The sequence below is a fragment of the Kosakonia sp. N21 genome (genome assembly GCF_050587465.1).
Classification (GTDB): domain Bacteria; phylum Pseudomonadota; class Gammaproteobacteria; order Enterobacterales; family Enterobacteriaceae.
Genome location: NZ_JBOBHR010000006.1, coordinates 97922 through 113531, shown reverse-complemented (window position 1 = coordinate 113531; position 15610 = coordinate 97922). Strand labels below are relative to the sequence as shown.

Sequence of the window (15610 nt, the reverse complement as noted above, 5' to 3'; positions counted from 1 at the left end):
GGTTACATAAGCCGATGAAATAACGCCTCCAGACCGCTGCGCCGCTCCGTACGGGTGGTGATGGCCTGCATCAGCACACGCTCGTCCGCATACAGCGATAAGCGCCTGCGCGCGCGGGTAATCGCGGTATAGACCAGCTCACGCGTCACTACCGGTACGATCTGCTGCGGCAGGATCAGCGCGGCGTGATCGAATTCCGATCCCTGCGACTTATGCACGGTCATCGCCCAGGCGGTGTCGTGATCCGGTAAACGCCCCGGCTGCACCGATTTGATGGTGCCATCCGGCAGCGGAAACCAGACGCGGATCCCCTGCCTCTGATCGAGCGCAATGCCGATGTCGCCGTTAAACAGCCCCAGCGATGAGTCATTACGCGCGATCATTACCGGTCGCCCGTGATACCAGCGGGAGTGCGGCGAGCGCGTAATCTGCCGCTGGCGTGACAGCGCCTGCTCAAGTCGCTCATTCAAGCCGCTTACGCCGAACGGTCCGTCCCGCAATGCACACAGCAACTGGTATTCGCCAAACGCCGCGATCACCTCTGCGGGAGCCGCATTGCTGTGTACCAGTGAGAGATAACGGGCGTAACCGGCAAGGGCATCATCCAGCATCTGCTGATACTCTTCCGTGGTGTGTAACGGCTTATGCTCAATATCACTAAACCCCTGCCCGAATACGGCCCGGGTGGCCGATTTATCCCCCCGGTTTACCGCCGCAGCAAGCTGACCGATGCCGGAATCGCTGCCGAAGCGATAGCTTTTTTGCAGCAGACACAAGCTGTCGCGCAGTGCGCTGGCAGCACGCCCGTCTCCCGCCGGTACCTCGCAGCCGGTCAGGCGCGTCAATTGAGCCGCGCGTTCCGCCGTGTAACCGGCGTTAACCCACGCGCAGATATCCCCCAGCACAGCACCAGCTTCCACCGACGCCAGTTGATCGCGATCGCCAAGGAAAATCACCCGGGCATGCGGCGGTAGCGCGTCAATCAACCGCGACATCATCGGCAAATCGATCATTGAGGCTTCGTCAACGACCAGCACATCCAGATGTAGCGGGTTACCTGCATGATGGCGCAAGCGCTGGCTGCCCGGCTGCGCCCCCAATAATCGGTGCAGCGTGCTGGCCTCATCGGGCAGCATCGCTTTTTGTTGCTCATTCAACGCCAGCTGGCGCAGGGCATTACCCAGCGACTCGGTTAATCGCGCAGCAGCTTTACCGGTGGGTGCTGCGAGGCGGATACGGCACTTGTCGCCTTCAACCATCTGCACCAACGCAGCCAGCAGTTTCGCCACGGTGGTGGTTTTGCCGGTTCCTGGCCCCCCGGAAATCACCGAAATCCGCCGGGTTAATGCCACGGCGGCGGCCACTTTCTGCCAGTTGACGTCATGGCTTGCCGGAAAAAGCGACGCAAGTGCCTGCGTCAGGCGCGTCTCATCAACCGCCAGCGGCGTGTTCTCTTGTGCAAAGAAGGCGGCGACCTGCCGTTCGTTGCACCACATCCGGTTAAGGTAAAGGCGCTCGTCGGTCAGGATCAGCGGCGTGGCGGCATCCCCCTCGCTGACCGCAGGCGATGCCAACAACGTTGCCTGCCAGTCATCCGGTTGCCCGGCACATTCGAACAATTGCGCCAGTAGTGTAGAGGGGTGAGCGAACGACTCAGGCGTAAGACGCGCCAGCGGTAGGCAGACATGCCCTTCCCCCGCTTCATGACTGAGCAACGCAGCCGCCAGCATCACGGCGGGCTCATCTTCGGTGGTCACAGTAAGGGCAAACTGGACGTCCAGCGGCCGCAGCAACTTCTGCTGCGCCGCTTCACGTAATAGGGTCGTCATGCTCATGGCGTCATCTCCTGCACCTGCCCGGCAAATAACGCATCCATTTGCGCAATCAGCGCGCCATCAGGTCGGGTAGCAAAAATACCCTGCTGCGGGCTTTGCGCTTCCACGCCGCGTAAAAAGAGATAGATCACGCCGCCGAAATGGCGTTCATAGTCATACCCGGCAATGCGATGGCGCAAATAACGGTGCAGCGCGAGCGTATAGAGCTGGTATTGCAAATCGTAGCGATGCGATTGCATCGCCGCTGCCATCGCGTCTTGCGAGTAGGCCTCCGCGCTCTCACCCAGCCAGTTAGATTTGTAATCCAGCAGGTAATAGCGCCCGTTATGGCGAAACACCAGGTCGATAAAGCCTTTCAGCATGCCGCGGACATCGCGAAAATCAAGCGGCGGGCAGCCTGCCGATAGCGGGTCGTAGCGGCGAATCAGCGCATCAAGCGCAGGCGCGGTCAATGTCTCGCTGATGGGGAGATAAAATTCCATCTCCACCTGTTTATCTTTGCCGCTCAACTGGCGCAGACACACGCCGGACTGTGCCAGCGGTGCGCACAATACCGTCTCCAGCCAGTCGCTGAATACCGGTTGCCAGTGCTCTTCATAGCCGCCCGTAAGCAGTTTTTCCGTTACCCACGGCGCAGAAACCGGTTGGGTGAAATCCATCTCTTCAAACAGGCTGTGTAAAAACGTCCCGGGCGATGCGCCACGAGGAAACTGGTGCGGCGTGAGCATCGGCTCAGCTTGCAGCTCGCGCTCTCCGGCGGCATCCATATCCAGACGCGGCAGTAAATCCAGAGCGATGCCGTGAGCACGCTGCTGTAGCCCGGAGTAGCTGGTTACGCGCCAGTCATCGGCAATGCGCCGCTGCACGTCACGCGCACTCAACGCAGGTGGTTGCGCCTGCGGCATCTGCCAGGGTTCACCGTCCGGCGTTTGCGGCACACAGACGGCGATGTCGTCATCGCACAGTTGCTGCAATGCACTTTGCAGCGCGGTAGCATCCAGCGCCTCGCCTTTTTGCAATAACCGGCCAAGCGCGCTTAAGTGAAAATCCGACGCCCCGGTTTTCTCGCCACGGCGACGGAACAGCGGCGCAATGCCAAGGCTGCAATGCCATATGGAACGCGTCAGTGCGACATACAGTAAACGCAAATCTTCCGCCAGCCGTTCCTCCTCCGCCAGCGCAACGCTGTCATCAGCATGGCTAAGGTCAAGCACGGCCTGGAAAGCGTCGCGATCGTGATAGAACCCTTGATCCTGCACGCGGAAATTCGCAATAAACGGCAGCCATACCAGGGGATACTCCAGACCTTTCGATTTATGGATCGTGACGATTTGCACCAGATGTTTATCGCTCTCCAGACGGAGCTGCTCGCTGGCGGCGTTGGTGTTTGGCTCGGCAATGCGTTGCGTTAACCAGCGCGTAAGCGCGTGCTCACTCTCCAGTTGCGTTCCCGCTTCCTGTAGCAGCTCGCTAATGTGCAAAATGTCGGTCAAACGGCGCTCGCCGCCGGGCGTCGCCAGTAAGTTTTCCGCGACATGGCGTGCGCTCATCAGGGTGCGCAGCATCGGCATGACACCCCGTTTTTGCCACAGCTCACGGTAGCGGGAAAACTCTTCCACCACCGCATCCCACGCCAGCTCGTCGAGATTCAGCGCTTCAATATCCTGCGCCGTCAGTCCCAGCATTGAGGTCGCCAGCGCGCTGCGCAGCGTATTTTCACGCTCCGGCGCCAGCACCGCCTGCAACAACCACAACAACTCCTGTGCTTCAGGCGTTTCAAACACGCTGTCGCGGTTGGACAGATACACCGAAGGAATATTCAGCAGCGTTAGCGCATCGCGGATCAATGACGCTTCGTGGCGGCTGCGCACCAGCACTGTAATATCCGATGCTTTGACCGGACGGGCTTTTTCCCCCTGCAGCAACAGCGCCTCGCCCTGCTGCCCGGCGCTTAGCCAGTCACGGATCTGCGTTGCGCACAGTTGCGCCATAAAGCTCTGGTAATCCCCCACACCAACGCCGTCGCCCTCCATCAGCCACAGCTTCATGGCGGGCTGCGTTTCGCCCCGAAACGCAAAACGCAGCGCATCATTTTTAGCCGCGGATTTGACCGGCAAAAAGGGGATCTGCCGGAACATAAAGGCGTCATCCATCTGGCTGAACAGCCGGTTAACGCTGGCTACCATCCCCGGCGCCGAGCGCCAGTTGGTATCCAGCGTATAGCGGGCGCTCACTTCGTCCCGCGCCTTCATATAGGTAAAAATATCCGCCCCGCGAAACGCATAAATTGCCTGTTTCGGGTCGCCAATTAGCAGCAAGCCGCACGCCGGTTGCCCCAGCCAGATACGGCTGAAAATACGATACTGTTGCGGGTCGGTATCCTGAAATTCATCAATCATCGCCACCGGGAAGCGGTTGCGAATAGCAGCGGCCAGCGCTTCGCCATTCGGGCTTTGCAGCGCGCCATCCAGCCGACTCAGCATATCGTCAAAACCCAGCTCGCCGCGGCGACGCTTCTCTTTGGCTACCGTTTCACGAATTTCACGCATGGCGGAGGTCAGCACCAAATCGTTAAGCGTCAGAGGCTGCGCCAGGAGATCGTCGATGGCGACAAACAGGACATGCTCCGGCACCACGCCGCCGGCTTTGGTGCGCTGAACCAGAAACGACTGGGCAAACTTTTCCAGTGCGTCCGGTAACAGATAACTTGTTGTCTCTTCCTGCGCCCAGGCGGTGATTTTCTCTATCCACTTCGCCTGGTTGCCGCGGTTGAACTTACGCCTGTCGATGCCGGAGTTTTCGAGCAACGGCTCCAGCTCATCCAACGCGGCATTCCACTGGCGCTTTACGGCGTCGATTTGCGCAATGATTTTCTGATGGCGAGAGGCCAGCGTTTCATTGGCTGCTGGCGGCACTTTGATTTGCGGTGCTTCGCCTTGCAGATAGCGATCAATCGATTTCAGCAGCTCCTGAGGGCCTTGCCAGACGGCGTGGATTGCCTGGGCAATGTCGCGCGGCAACGGGTAGCAATGACGTCGCCAGAAATCCGCGCAGGCCTGATAGCGCAGCAGTGACTCGTCTTCCACCAGTTGCTGCTCAAATAACATGCCGGATTCAAAGGCGTTCAGGCTCAGCATCCGCTGGCAAAAACCGTGAATGGTGAAGACAGCCGCTTCATCCATCTGGCGTTCAGCCAGCAGCAGCCAGTGCGCCGCCTGCTGTTTATCGTCAATCTCATCCAGCAAGCGGGCATACAGAGGGTTATCGGTGGATTCACGCAGGCAGGCTATACGCAGCTCGTGAATATTGCTGCGAATGCGGCCACGCAGCTCTTCTGTGGCCGCCTCGGTGAACGTCACCACCAGCAGTTCTTCAACGCTAAGCGGGCGCGGGAAGGCGGCATTGCCGCCCAGTCCTAATAACAGCCGCAGGTAAAGCGCGGCGATGGTGAAGGTTTTACCGGTCCCTGCCGAGGCTTCAATCAGGCGCTCGCCAGTAAGCGGCAAGCGCAGGGGATCAAGGGGCTCAGCGGTGGCTTCATTCATCTTTCTCGACCATCATGGGTAAGGATTGCTGCAACGCGCTGACGCTATCCCAGACCTTCCAGCCCTGTGGTCGGGCATATTCGGCTTTTCCACTCTGGCTACCGGAGATCTGCGACAAAATCGCCATACCTTGCGGCTCGACCACCGCCTGATGGAAGAAGTCGGCAAGTTTTTGCGGCGTCAGCTGTTTTATCTGAGCCACTACTTTATCACGTGAATCGAAACGCATATTGCCGCGGTCGAAATCTTTGCTCAGTTTGGAAGCCTCTTCACCTAACGTCTGCGGCGCTTGCTCAATTTGCGCAATCACACCCTGCTGAATTTGAGCGAACTCTTCCGGCTTCATGGCGCGCAGCCGCGTTTCCGCCGTCGGGAAGAACGCCTTATAGCGATCCCAGAGATACGCGGGTTGTTTGCCATTGCTTTGCAGCAGGAAACCCATTCCCCACTGGCGGCCAACACTCATCGGGAAGGCGAAAACCGCATAACCCAGTTGTTCTTCAGTACGCAGTTGGTTATAGAACCACGGCTGGACAATCTGCCCTAACATCGTGCTGTATGCAGAGCTGCTGTATTCATCGAATCCTGGAGGAACAAATACAGCCGCGAGTGCGGAGTCTGTGCTGTTACCCGCTTTTTCAAAGCTCACATTCTGCTGTTTATCAACCAGCACATCTTTGTTGCGACACCATTCCGTGCCTTTTGCGCCGAGCTGTTTCTGCACGTTATGCGCCAGATCTTTTGCCTGCTGCTCGCCGAGATTACCGATGACCAGGAACTCCGGACGTGCGTTCGTTTTTAACGTTTCGCGGTAGTTCAGAATGTCCTTCAGGGTAATGGAAGGCAGCAGTTCACGACGCGTTTCACGCTGAAAATAGGGCACCTGCGATAGCATCTGCACCGGCATAATCGCCAGATCGAATGCTTTGCCCTTCTCTGCCGAATCCATCATCTGCGTGTACCAGGATTTCGCCTGCGCCAGTTGTTCTTCAGTCGGCGTATAGCTGAAATAACCCGCTAACAGCGCCTGGAAGAGCTGAGGTAAACGTTGCGTGTAGCCATTGGCATTCAGCATCAACCCATTGTTAGCATTGGTGGAGAAACTGATACCGCCGACCGCCGCCTGATTACTTAGCTGATCGAGAGCCAGCCCGGCCAGGTAGTCATTGAGCGCAAACAGCACCTGATTTTTCGCACTATCCATCGCTTGCGGGTTGCGCAGCACGACGCTGACATCGGCCTTCGGCTCGCTGGCGAAATAACGGCTTGGCATGTACACCACGCGTAACGTGGGCTCATCAACGATCAGTTCCGGATGCGCAGACTGCTTCTCAGGTTTGATCAGCGAGAAGTCATCGGGAATATAAGGGTTCAGCTCCGGAAATTTCAACGCAATCGCGCTTGCACGCTGCTGCCAGTCAGCGAAGGTTTGCGGGGTGATTTTATCCACCTGATACGGTGCTTCAACGAAGTAGGCGGTTTTATCATGGGGTTCGTCCGGACTGATGTACCAGATACGGGCGTTTTGCGGCGTCATTTCATCAAGACGGGCCTGCACCGCTTTCGCATCGAACTGGTCGGCGATATTCACTGAATCAAGGGTGTGCGCGACCGGGACACGGATCATGGTGTCCGCCAGCCACTCGACATAATCCATATCGCGGGTAATAGACGGATAGCGGAAATCGAGATCCAGAATATGGGACAGCTCGTCGAAATAACGCTTATCCACGCCTTTTTCACGCAGCAGTTGTAAATAACTGAAGATCGCCGCGACCACCTGATCGCGGTTTGCCTGGCCTTTATCGGTGAGCGTGGCGGAAATCGCCAGCACGCCGCTGTTACCGTTGACTACCGGGTCGGAATCACCGCGAATGCCTTCCACCAGGCCCTGGCTCTGCAACCAGTCAGAGAGCGTACCCAGGCTGCGGTTGCCAATCAGGTAGGTGATCAGTTCATCCGTTTTGCTGCGAAACGCAGCTGTGTTGTTATCAATACGGAACTCAACGCGCACAACTTTGCGCGGCACCGCCGGAACATAATGGATGATGATGCCTTTTTGCGCATCGGTCACCACCGGAGTGGTAATCTCCGGCTTGCTGATATTTTTATTCGGCACGCGACCGTAGGTTTCTACGGCGATCTTCGCCAGATCCGCCAGCGGACGATTACTGTAGATCACCGCCTTCATCAGGTTGGCGGAGTAGTATTTATCGCGAAACGCCAGCAGCGCATCATGTACGGGGCTGCCGGGTTTGTCACTGAGGGTTTCAAGGTTGCCGCCGGAGAAGCGGGCGCCCGGGTGGGCCGGGTTGATGGTTTCTGCGCTCACCTGCGCCATCCGCATCCCGTCGCGGGTACGCGCCATCGTCAGTTCGGCATTCACCGCATTACGCTCGCGCTCCGCGTATTTTTTATCCAGCATCGGGGCGGCAATGGCATCCGCCAGGCGGTCAACGGCACCTTCCAGCGCGTTATTCTCCACTTCCAGGTAGTACGCCGTGCGATAAGGCGCCGTACTGGCGTTATGACTGCCGCCATGCAATTTGAGGAATTCGGCGAGACTGTCCGGCTGCGGGTATTTTTTCGACCCCATCAGCGTCATATGCTCAAGATAGTGAGCAAGACCGGGATGCGTATCGGGATCTTCCAACGACCCCACCGGCACAACCAGCGCAGAGAGCGACTTCACCGCCTGAGGATCGGACACCAACAACACGACCATGCCGTTATCAAGGCGAATGGCCTGATACTGGCGGGTATCTTTATCGCTCTTACGGATAGTTTCCTGAACAGGTTGCCAACCGTTATCTGCCTGACTGAATGGCGCCCAGAGGGCAAAAAACAGTACGAAAGCTTTTAACCAGGTGCTGCGGGGCATTCACGAACCTCATCATTAACGATCCCGGAGATACCCGTAACTGCGGATATCGCCGGGTAAAACATGTGCTGACTGCGCCAACACTCTTGTTATATCAGTCCGTGATCGTCGCGCATGATAATAGAAGCGTTCATGTTGCGCAATTTTTATACAATCAGCCGGACTGATTATGTCGATAAAGCGGTAACAGGAAACGCCGCGCCTGTTCGGTGATTTCTGCATAATATTCAGGCTCAAGGGTGCGCCACAAACGCTGATACCAAAGATCATCGCCTTCGCCGCGAACCACCATATTGCCTTCGTACGCCTGCAGAAATTTGCTCTGCGCTTTTTGTAACGTTTCGTCATCCATTACCATGGCATCATTTGCCGCGTCATAACAGACTTTTATCCATGCACCGCCGCTTTCCGGCAGCAGTAATAACGGTTTTGCCATGCCTTCCCGGTACCCGTCAATCATCAGAGCCAGATAATCCATCGCATGGTCAGGATTCAGAGGTGGGAAGCGCCACTCGCCGTCTTTGCGCACAAACAGTCGGCTCTCACCGGTTCCCCCGCTGGCACAGTAGACAAGATGCTCCAGCCAAAGTTGCACCCCTTGAGAAACGCTCAATAGCGAGGGCCGCCAGCGCAGCAGGCCATCCGCCTGTACGCGCGGTAACCAGCCGGTTAAATGCACGCCTGCACAATGCAGGTCGATTTCGAGGCTATCGGCAGGCTGGCGCAGCTCGCTGACACGACTGGCCAGCGCCTGCATCTCCTGGCATTGCGTCTCCCAGATGATCTCACCAAAAGCACCATAAGGCAGTGCGCCCGCCGCGCGGTAACGCCGGAACAATTTCTCCGCATCTTGTTGTTCAACCAGCGCATTAAGCAATTCATTATTCAGTTGATAACGACTTAACCCATCCAGCACAAACGGTTCTGCATCCGGAATTTCACTCTCTTCCGGGCGGAAGTTAACCTGCAGCCGCATTTGGAAAAAAGCGCGCACCGGGTGAGCCCAAAAACGCTGAAGCTGGTCAAAGGCCAGCGTCTGCAGCGGCAACGGCTCCAGCGGCTGAATAAAAGCGGGATGTGTTTCGCCCTGCTGGCTTGCGGCCGGCAACCAGTCGCGTGCATAGCTCTGCCACTCATCAGCGACATAATTAGCGGGGTCGAACGGCATACGGGTATGCAGATGAGTGATATGCGCCTTCACCCGCTGTTCACTCTCATCGCAGTTTGCGGCTTCATCACCAGGCAGATAGTGGCTTTGGCCGATGTAGTCCACCAGTTCCTGCACCAGCACCGAAGGGAAACGTTCTTTATTATCCTGAATGGCACGCCCGATATAGCTGATATAGAGCTGCTGTTGTGCGGAAATTAGCGCCTCAAGGAACAGATAGCGGTCATCATCCCGACGGCTGCGATCACCACGCTGGGGTTTTTGACTCATTAAATCAAACCCCAGCGGCGGCAGCGTACGCGGATAAACGCCATCATTCATCCCCAGCAAGCAGACCACTTTAAAGGGGATCGAACGCATCGGCATCAGCGTGCAGATATTAACCGGTCCTGCGAGAAAACGCTGGCTGATACGCTCCTGGTCAAGGCGCTGCGCCAGTTCATCACGCAGTAAAGAAAGGGGGATCGCCTCACCGTAGTTCGCCCCCACGCCCTGGGCGATGATCTCCTGCCACTGCTGTTCAATCAGCGCCAGCGCCGCTTCGGTGTCCTGATCCGGCAAGAAAAAGTCGTTCAGCATTTCGCGGCAAACCGGCAACCACTCCTCCAGCGGGCGCACCTGCGCAAGCCCACGCCGCCAGATGTTCAACTGCATCAGCAGTGACGCCAGGTGCCCCACCAGTTCCGCAATCAGCCCGCTGGATTCATCGTAAGGCAAAATAGATTGCCACTCACCCTGACGGCTCTCCATGGCGTAACCCAGAAGCATTCGCGTAAGGCCAAACTGCCAGGTGTGCTGCCCGGTTGGAGGCAATGCCAGTTCGCGCACGTTATCGTCGTCCATCCCCCAGCGAATGCCCGACTCGTTTACCCACAGGCGCAAATAGCGCAGCCCCTCTTCGTTGATATTGAAACGCGCAGCCAGTACCGGCACATCCAGCAACGCCAGCACATCTTCTGACACGAAACGGCTGTCCGGCAACGACAGCAGGCTGATAAACGCCTGCAACGCCGGGTGCGCCTGGCGGGCGCGGCGGTCAGAAATGGCATAAGGCACATAGCGTTCGCCGCTGGCACTGCCAAACACCGACTGAATATAAGGGCTATAGCTATCAATATCCGCCACCATCACCACAATATCGCGTGGGCTCAGTTCGGGATCGGCTTCCAGCATCGCCAGTAAACGATCGTGCAGGATCTCAACTTCCCGCTGCGGGCTGTGACAGACATGTACGGTGACGCTGCGATCGCCCGGTTCAAGCCTGCGTTTCTTATCGCTACGGGAGAACTCTTCTGCGGTCACACCGGCTATAGCGGCGTTTTTTAATTCAAGGATGTCGTATTTAATATTCTGTAGCAGCGTACCTGGCGTTATATCGACAAACGCATCCAGTTCCTCGTAGCGTTCCATTCCCGCCAACAGATAAATATTGTCGCGCCCCAGTTTGCCCCATGAGCCGAGCAGCGGGTTACTGACATCCTGTTCTCCCTCGTCGTTGAATAAACTGCCGGCAGTTTGCGTATCCCGGAACAGTGGAAACTGGCGGGCTTCCCGGTGATGTCGACGCTGGCGGGTGATAAGCTTCGCCAGAAACGCAGGATCTTTGATGTCCCCCCAGTAGTAGCGACAAGGGTTCGTGAACAGCAAGTGAACATCAATGTGCTTACCCAACGCCTGTAATGCTTGCAGATAAACCGGCGGCAGAGCGGAAATCCCGCAAATAAAAACCCGTGAGGGCAGCCCTGCGGGGCGCGACTGTGCAGAGTCGAGTTTATCGATAAAACGTTGATACAGATTAGCGCGATGCCAGTGAGGCTGGCCGAGAGCGGCGGTATGCTCCACCAGCGCCCGCCATAGCGGCGCCTGCCAGCGTTGCGCCTCATCCAGACCTTCCACGCTCTGCCCCACCTCCCAGCGCGTCAGCCACTCCGGGCGGTAAACAAGATATTGGTCATAGAGATCCGCCACGCGGGAAGAGAGCTGAAAGAGCTTGCGCTTATCATCATCGTCGCTCAGGTAATGATGCAGCATGGTGAACTCTTCGCGCTGCAACATGCCAGGTAGCAGCGACATCAGTTTCCAGCTCATGCTCTGTTTGTTAAACGCACTCTCTTTCGGAATATCGTCCAGCACGCTGACGAACATGTCCCAGATAAAGCTCGCCGGAAGAGGAAACGTGATATTCGCGGCAATGCCAAATTTCTGCGCCAGCGTCATTTGCAGCCATTGCGCCATGCCGGTGCTCTGCACCAGGACAACTTCAGGTTCAAAGGGATCGTCAAGCGGATCGCGCTCGACAATAAACTCCATCAATGCTTCCAGCACATCCAGACGATTGGAGTGATAAACCCTTAACATAAGCGCTCCTGACTACTGACTGAGTGGGCAAAATAACCGTGTCATTTGCCCCTGCCTGCCCACTGGCGAGATGACGGTAACATGGATGCTGACACATCCCTCTGCGGTTGTCTGCAGCCGCTGGACCCGCCAACCTGGAGGCAACGGCGGAGGTGTCGGTTGCGCCTGCTGCCATGTGCAACGCCACAACTGCCGCCACTGACTGGCGCTGGCAAAGCCCGACGCCAAAGCCCGATGATAACCGCCAAGGGCGGTGACCACCATCACCATTAATACCATGGCCAGCAACACTTCCGTCAGGCTAAAGCCTGCCTGATGATTTACGGGAGCAGACATTGCGCAGGCTCCTTTAACGGGCAGAAATCACTCCAGCCGTGTGGCGAAAAAATCACGCGTTGCTGACTCACCTGCCCGAGTCGCCACAGTTGCGCCTCTTCATATGCCACGATCAATAATGCGGTCTCATCGGCAAAAATACGCAAACAAGCTCGCCACTGCCGTTCAACCTGTTCGAGACACTGCAACGCAGGCTGCGGCGTCCAGAGTTGAACCCGCGCCCACTCCATTGCTGAATGGCTCTCGGCCAGGCGGCGCAACATTTTGCGTTCATGGTTGACCCGCCAGATATGGCTGGTTAACTGCTGGTTCAGACCATTTAGCATCAGGCTACCCAGCAACAGTAACAACAAGACCAGCGCCAGCGATGACATCCCGCGTTGACGGTTCATAAGTTGTACCCCGTCACGTCGAGGGCTGCGACCATCTCTCGCCCGTTTTGCCCGGCCACGCGTGCTGCCAGCGTCACTGTGATGATGGGAGCAAAACCTGCCGTACGACGTAGCGCAACGTTAAAACGCTGTACCGTCATCAGAGCCGGATCGGTGGTCTTTTCCCAACCGCGTCCCGTGCACGTGGTTGCGCCACGTAGCGTTTCCAGCGCCCCTTTTTGCAGACGAAACCCGGTCTGCTCTGGTTCGCTATGCCCTGAAGGCTCCCAGCGGCCATTACTGTTCGCATCCCATTGCACAATCACACACGCCCCGGCATCGCGAATCACCAGAGGTTCACCGCTACAGCGCCCTTTGCAATACCCTGCGCGTTGGAGATGTTTCGCCACGGTCCACGCACGCAGCCACAGTTCATCGTCCGCCGTTTGTGTGCGGTAGTGCTGTAACACTCCCGATTGCAATGCCGGTAAAAAACGAGCCGAAGCGAGCAGTAGCACGCTGCTTATCGCCATCGCCAGCAATGTCTCCAGCAGTGAAAATCCTCGCGTCCGGTTTAACATAGCGACTCCACGGCTTGTTGGCACATTCTGATCCTTCCCCACGTGGAAACCACTATTCGCCACTCCCCGGCGTCACTGCGCAGGTGAATATGCCCCGGCCATGCGCTATTGCGCAGACCATAGAACCCTAATGAAGGCGTGACCTCCACCAACGTCACTTCTGACCAGTCAGGGGTCAACACAAAAGGCCCAGTGGCCTCGCAGGTCTGCACGGGTGTGTTTGCCAGACACCAGCGTCCCCCCTCATGTACGCCATAAACGCGCTGCGAGCGGTTTAGCCCGTTCGCGTCATCGCGCAGGCGTTCCAGAAAATGACGCGCCTGTAATGCGGTTTGCCACAGTCGTTGCTGTGCCTGCCAGCGCTGCCAGCCGGAGAGTCCCATTCCGCAGAGGATAACGATCAGTGCTATCGCCACGAGGGTTTCCATCAGGGTAAAGCCATGTTCACGTTTCATGGCGAGAGTCTGTGATGCAAGAGACACGATAGCGAGCGAGGAAAACGGTTTTTACGAGGAGCTACGAAGGAAAGATTCGTTGTTGCAAAGCGTTGCAGATTTGCCGGAAGCGACGCCGAAAATGCATTTTTTAGGCAAAAAAAACCGGCGCATCGCTGCACCGGTTGTGTCATGTTGAACGCGATCAGATAGCGACCGGCGCTTTAATCCCCGGGTGAGGATCGTAGCCTTCAATCTCGAAATCGTCGAAGCGGTAATCAAACAGCGACGCGGGCTTACGTTTGATAACCAGTTTCGGCAACGCGCGAGGTTCGCGGCTCAGTTGCAGGCGGGTCTGATCCAGGTGGTTGCTGTACAAGTGGGTATCACCGCCGGTCCAGACAAAATCACCAGGCTCCAGGTCGCACTGCTGCGCCATCATATGCACCAGCAGCGCGTAGCTGGCGATATTAAACGGCAGGCCGAGGAAGATGTCGCAGGAGCGCTGATAGAGCTGGCAGGAGAGCTTGCCATCCGCCACATAGAACTGGAAGAAAGCGTGGCACGGGGCCAGCGCCATTTTATCCAGCTCGCCGACGTTCCACGCCGAAACGATAATACGGCGTGAATCCGGGTCGTTTTTCAGTTGATTGATAACGGTGGTGATCTGGTCAATATGGCGGCCATCCGGCGTTGGCCATGCGCGCCACTGTTTGCCATACACCGGGCCAAGATTGCCCTGCTCATCCGCCCATTCGTCCCAGATGGAGACATTGTTTTCATGCAAATAAGCGATATTGGTATCACCCTGCAGAAACCACAGCAGCTCATGAATAATTGAACGCAAATGGCAGCGCTTGGTGGTCACCAGCGGGAAGCCGTCCTGCAGGTTAAAGCGCATCTGATGGCCAAAAATAGACAGCGTGCCTGTCCCGGTGCGGTCGTTTTTCGGGGTGCCTTCATTCAGCACCTTTTGCATCAATTCTAAATACTGTTTCATGGTTCCTCAGGAAACTTGTTGCTGCGGACGACGGTAAGCCCAAATCATCATAATGAGGCCCGCGACGATCATCGGAATGGACAGGATCTGCCCCATGCTGATGTATTGTACCCATGCACCGGTAAATTGCGCATCCGGCTGGCGGAAGAACTCAACGATAATACGGAACGCACCGTAGCCAATCAGGAACAGGCCGGAGACTGAGCCGGTCGGACGAGGTTTGCGAATAAACAGGTTGAGAATAATAAACAGCACGATGCCTTCCAGCGCCAGCTCGTACAACTGCGACATATGGCGCGGCAGCATGCCGTAAGTATCAAAGATGGATTGCCATTCCGGATGTGACGGCAGCAACGCGATGTCTTCCGCGCGCGAACCGGGGAATAACATGGTGAACGGGAAGCCCGGATCAACACGGCCCCACAGCTCGCCATTAATAAAGTTGCCTAAGCGACCCGCGCCCAGGCCGAATGGGATCAGCGGCGCAATAAAATCAGAGACCTGGAAGAACGTGCGCCCGGAACGTTTGGCAAAAATGATCATCACCACGATCACGCCGATCAAACCACCGTGGAAGGACATGCCCCCATCCCACACGCGGAAAAGGTAAAGCGGATCGTTAAGGAACAGCGGGAAATTGTAGAACAGGACATAGCCGAGACGGCCACCGAGGAATACGCCGAGGAAACCCGCGTAGAGCAGGTTCTCAACTTCGTTTTTCGTCCAGCCACTGCCCGGACGGTTTGCCCGGCGCGTCGCCAGCCACATAGCAAAAACGAAGCCCACCAGATACATCAAACCGTACCAGTGGAGGGAAACCGGCCCAATGGAAAAAATCACCGGATCAAAGTCCGGAAAATGCAGATAGCCACTGTTCATGTGTCACCACAACTTGTTGTTATTCCGCCAGAAAAAGCCAGCGGTTCACACGCGAGACCGCAACCGGCGGCCGCTCCAAAGCTGCGAATCATAGCATAAGGCGAAGGCGCGGGTGGCGGTGAAGTGTAAAAGATATGTATAAAGCCCGCCACACAGTGAGCTGCCCAGCAGCGCTTCCATCACCGGATGGCGCTAACGCTTATTCGGCCCACGCCAAATTAA

At 56.8% G+C, this 15610-nt stretch carries 10 protein-coding genes; all 10 read right to left on the bottom strand.

Annotated features, from left to right (window positions below; all coding sequences use genetic code 11):
* Positions 1 to 2: 2 nt before the first annotated feature.
* Positions 3 to 1835: an exodeoxyribonuclease V subunit alpha gene (recD, locus tag ACQ3G7_RS15730; protein WP_430890519.1), complete on the bottom strand. Its 1833-nt coding sequence runs from the start codon at positions 1833 to 1835 to the stop codon at positions 3 to 5.
* The gene (gene recB / locus ACQ3G7_RS15725; RefSeq protein ID WP_430890518.1) at positions 1832 to 5380 is read right to left on the bottom strand and encodes an exodeoxyribonuclease V subunit beta; all 3549 of its coding nucleotides are present in this window, start codon (positions 5378 to 5380) and stop codon (positions 1832 to 1834) included. Before recB ends, recD begins: the two co-directional genes overlap by 4 nt.
* Positions 5373 to 8261, bottom strand: a complete 2889-nt coding sequence (gene ptrA / locus ACQ3G7_RS15720) for a pitrilysin (protein WP_430890517.1) — start codon at positions 8259 to 8261, stop codon at positions 5373 to 5375. The genes recB and ptrA overlap by 8 nt, the downstream gene beginning before the upstream one ends.
* Positions 8262 to 8415: 154 nt before the next feature.
* Positions 8416 to 11787: an exodeoxyribonuclease V subunit gamma gene (recC, locus tag ACQ3G7_RS15715; RefSeq protein ID WP_430890516.1), complete on the bottom strand. Its 3372-nt coding sequence runs from the start codon at positions 11785 to 11787 to the stop codon at positions 8416 to 8418.
* Between the two features lie 12 nt (positions 11788 to 11799).
* Positions 11800 to 12123, bottom strand: coding sequence for a prepilin-type N-terminal cleavage/methylation domain-containing protein (locus ACQ3G7_RS15710; protein WP_430890515.1), 324 nt, complete (start codon positions 12121 to 12123; stop codon positions 11800 to 11802).
* Positions 12108 to 12515, bottom strand: coding sequence for a DUF2509 family protein (locus ACQ3G7_RS15705; protein ID WP_430890514.1), 408 nt, complete (start codon positions 12513 to 12515; stop codon positions 12108 to 12110). Before ACQ3G7_RS15705 ends, ACQ3G7_RS15710 begins: the two co-directional genes overlap by 16 nt.
* A complete protein-coding gene (locus ACQ3G7_RS15700) occupies positions 12512 to 13075 on the bottom strand; it encodes a prepilin peptidase-dependent protein (RefSeq protein ID WP_430890513.1) in 564 nt (187 codons plus the stop codon). The genes ACQ3G7_RS15705 and ACQ3G7_RS15700 overlap by 4 nt, the downstream gene beginning before the upstream one ends.
* Positions 13069 to 13530: a prepilin peptidase-dependent protein gene (locus ACQ3G7_RS15695; protein WP_430890512.1), complete on the bottom strand. Its 462-nt coding sequence runs from the start codon at positions 13528 to 13530 to the stop codon at positions 13069 to 13071. Before ACQ3G7_RS15695 ends, ACQ3G7_RS15700 begins: the two co-directional genes overlap by 7 nt.
* A 184-nt stretch (positions 13531 to 13714) precedes the next feature.
* Positions 13715 to 14509: a thymidylate synthase gene (thyA, locus tag ACQ3G7_RS15690; protein WP_430890511.1), complete on the bottom strand. Its 795-nt coding sequence runs from the start codon at positions 14507 to 14509 to the stop codon at positions 13715 to 13717.
* Between the two features lie 6 nt (positions 14510 to 14515).
* The gene (lgt, locus tag ACQ3G7_RS15685; RefSeq protein ID WP_263099473.1) at positions 14516 to 15388 is read right to left on the bottom strand and encodes a prolipoprotein diacylglyceryl transferase; all 873 of its coding nucleotides are present in this window, start codon (positions 15386 to 15388) and stop codon (positions 14516 to 14518) included.
* Between the last annotated feature and the right edge of the window lie 222 nt (positions 15389 to 15610).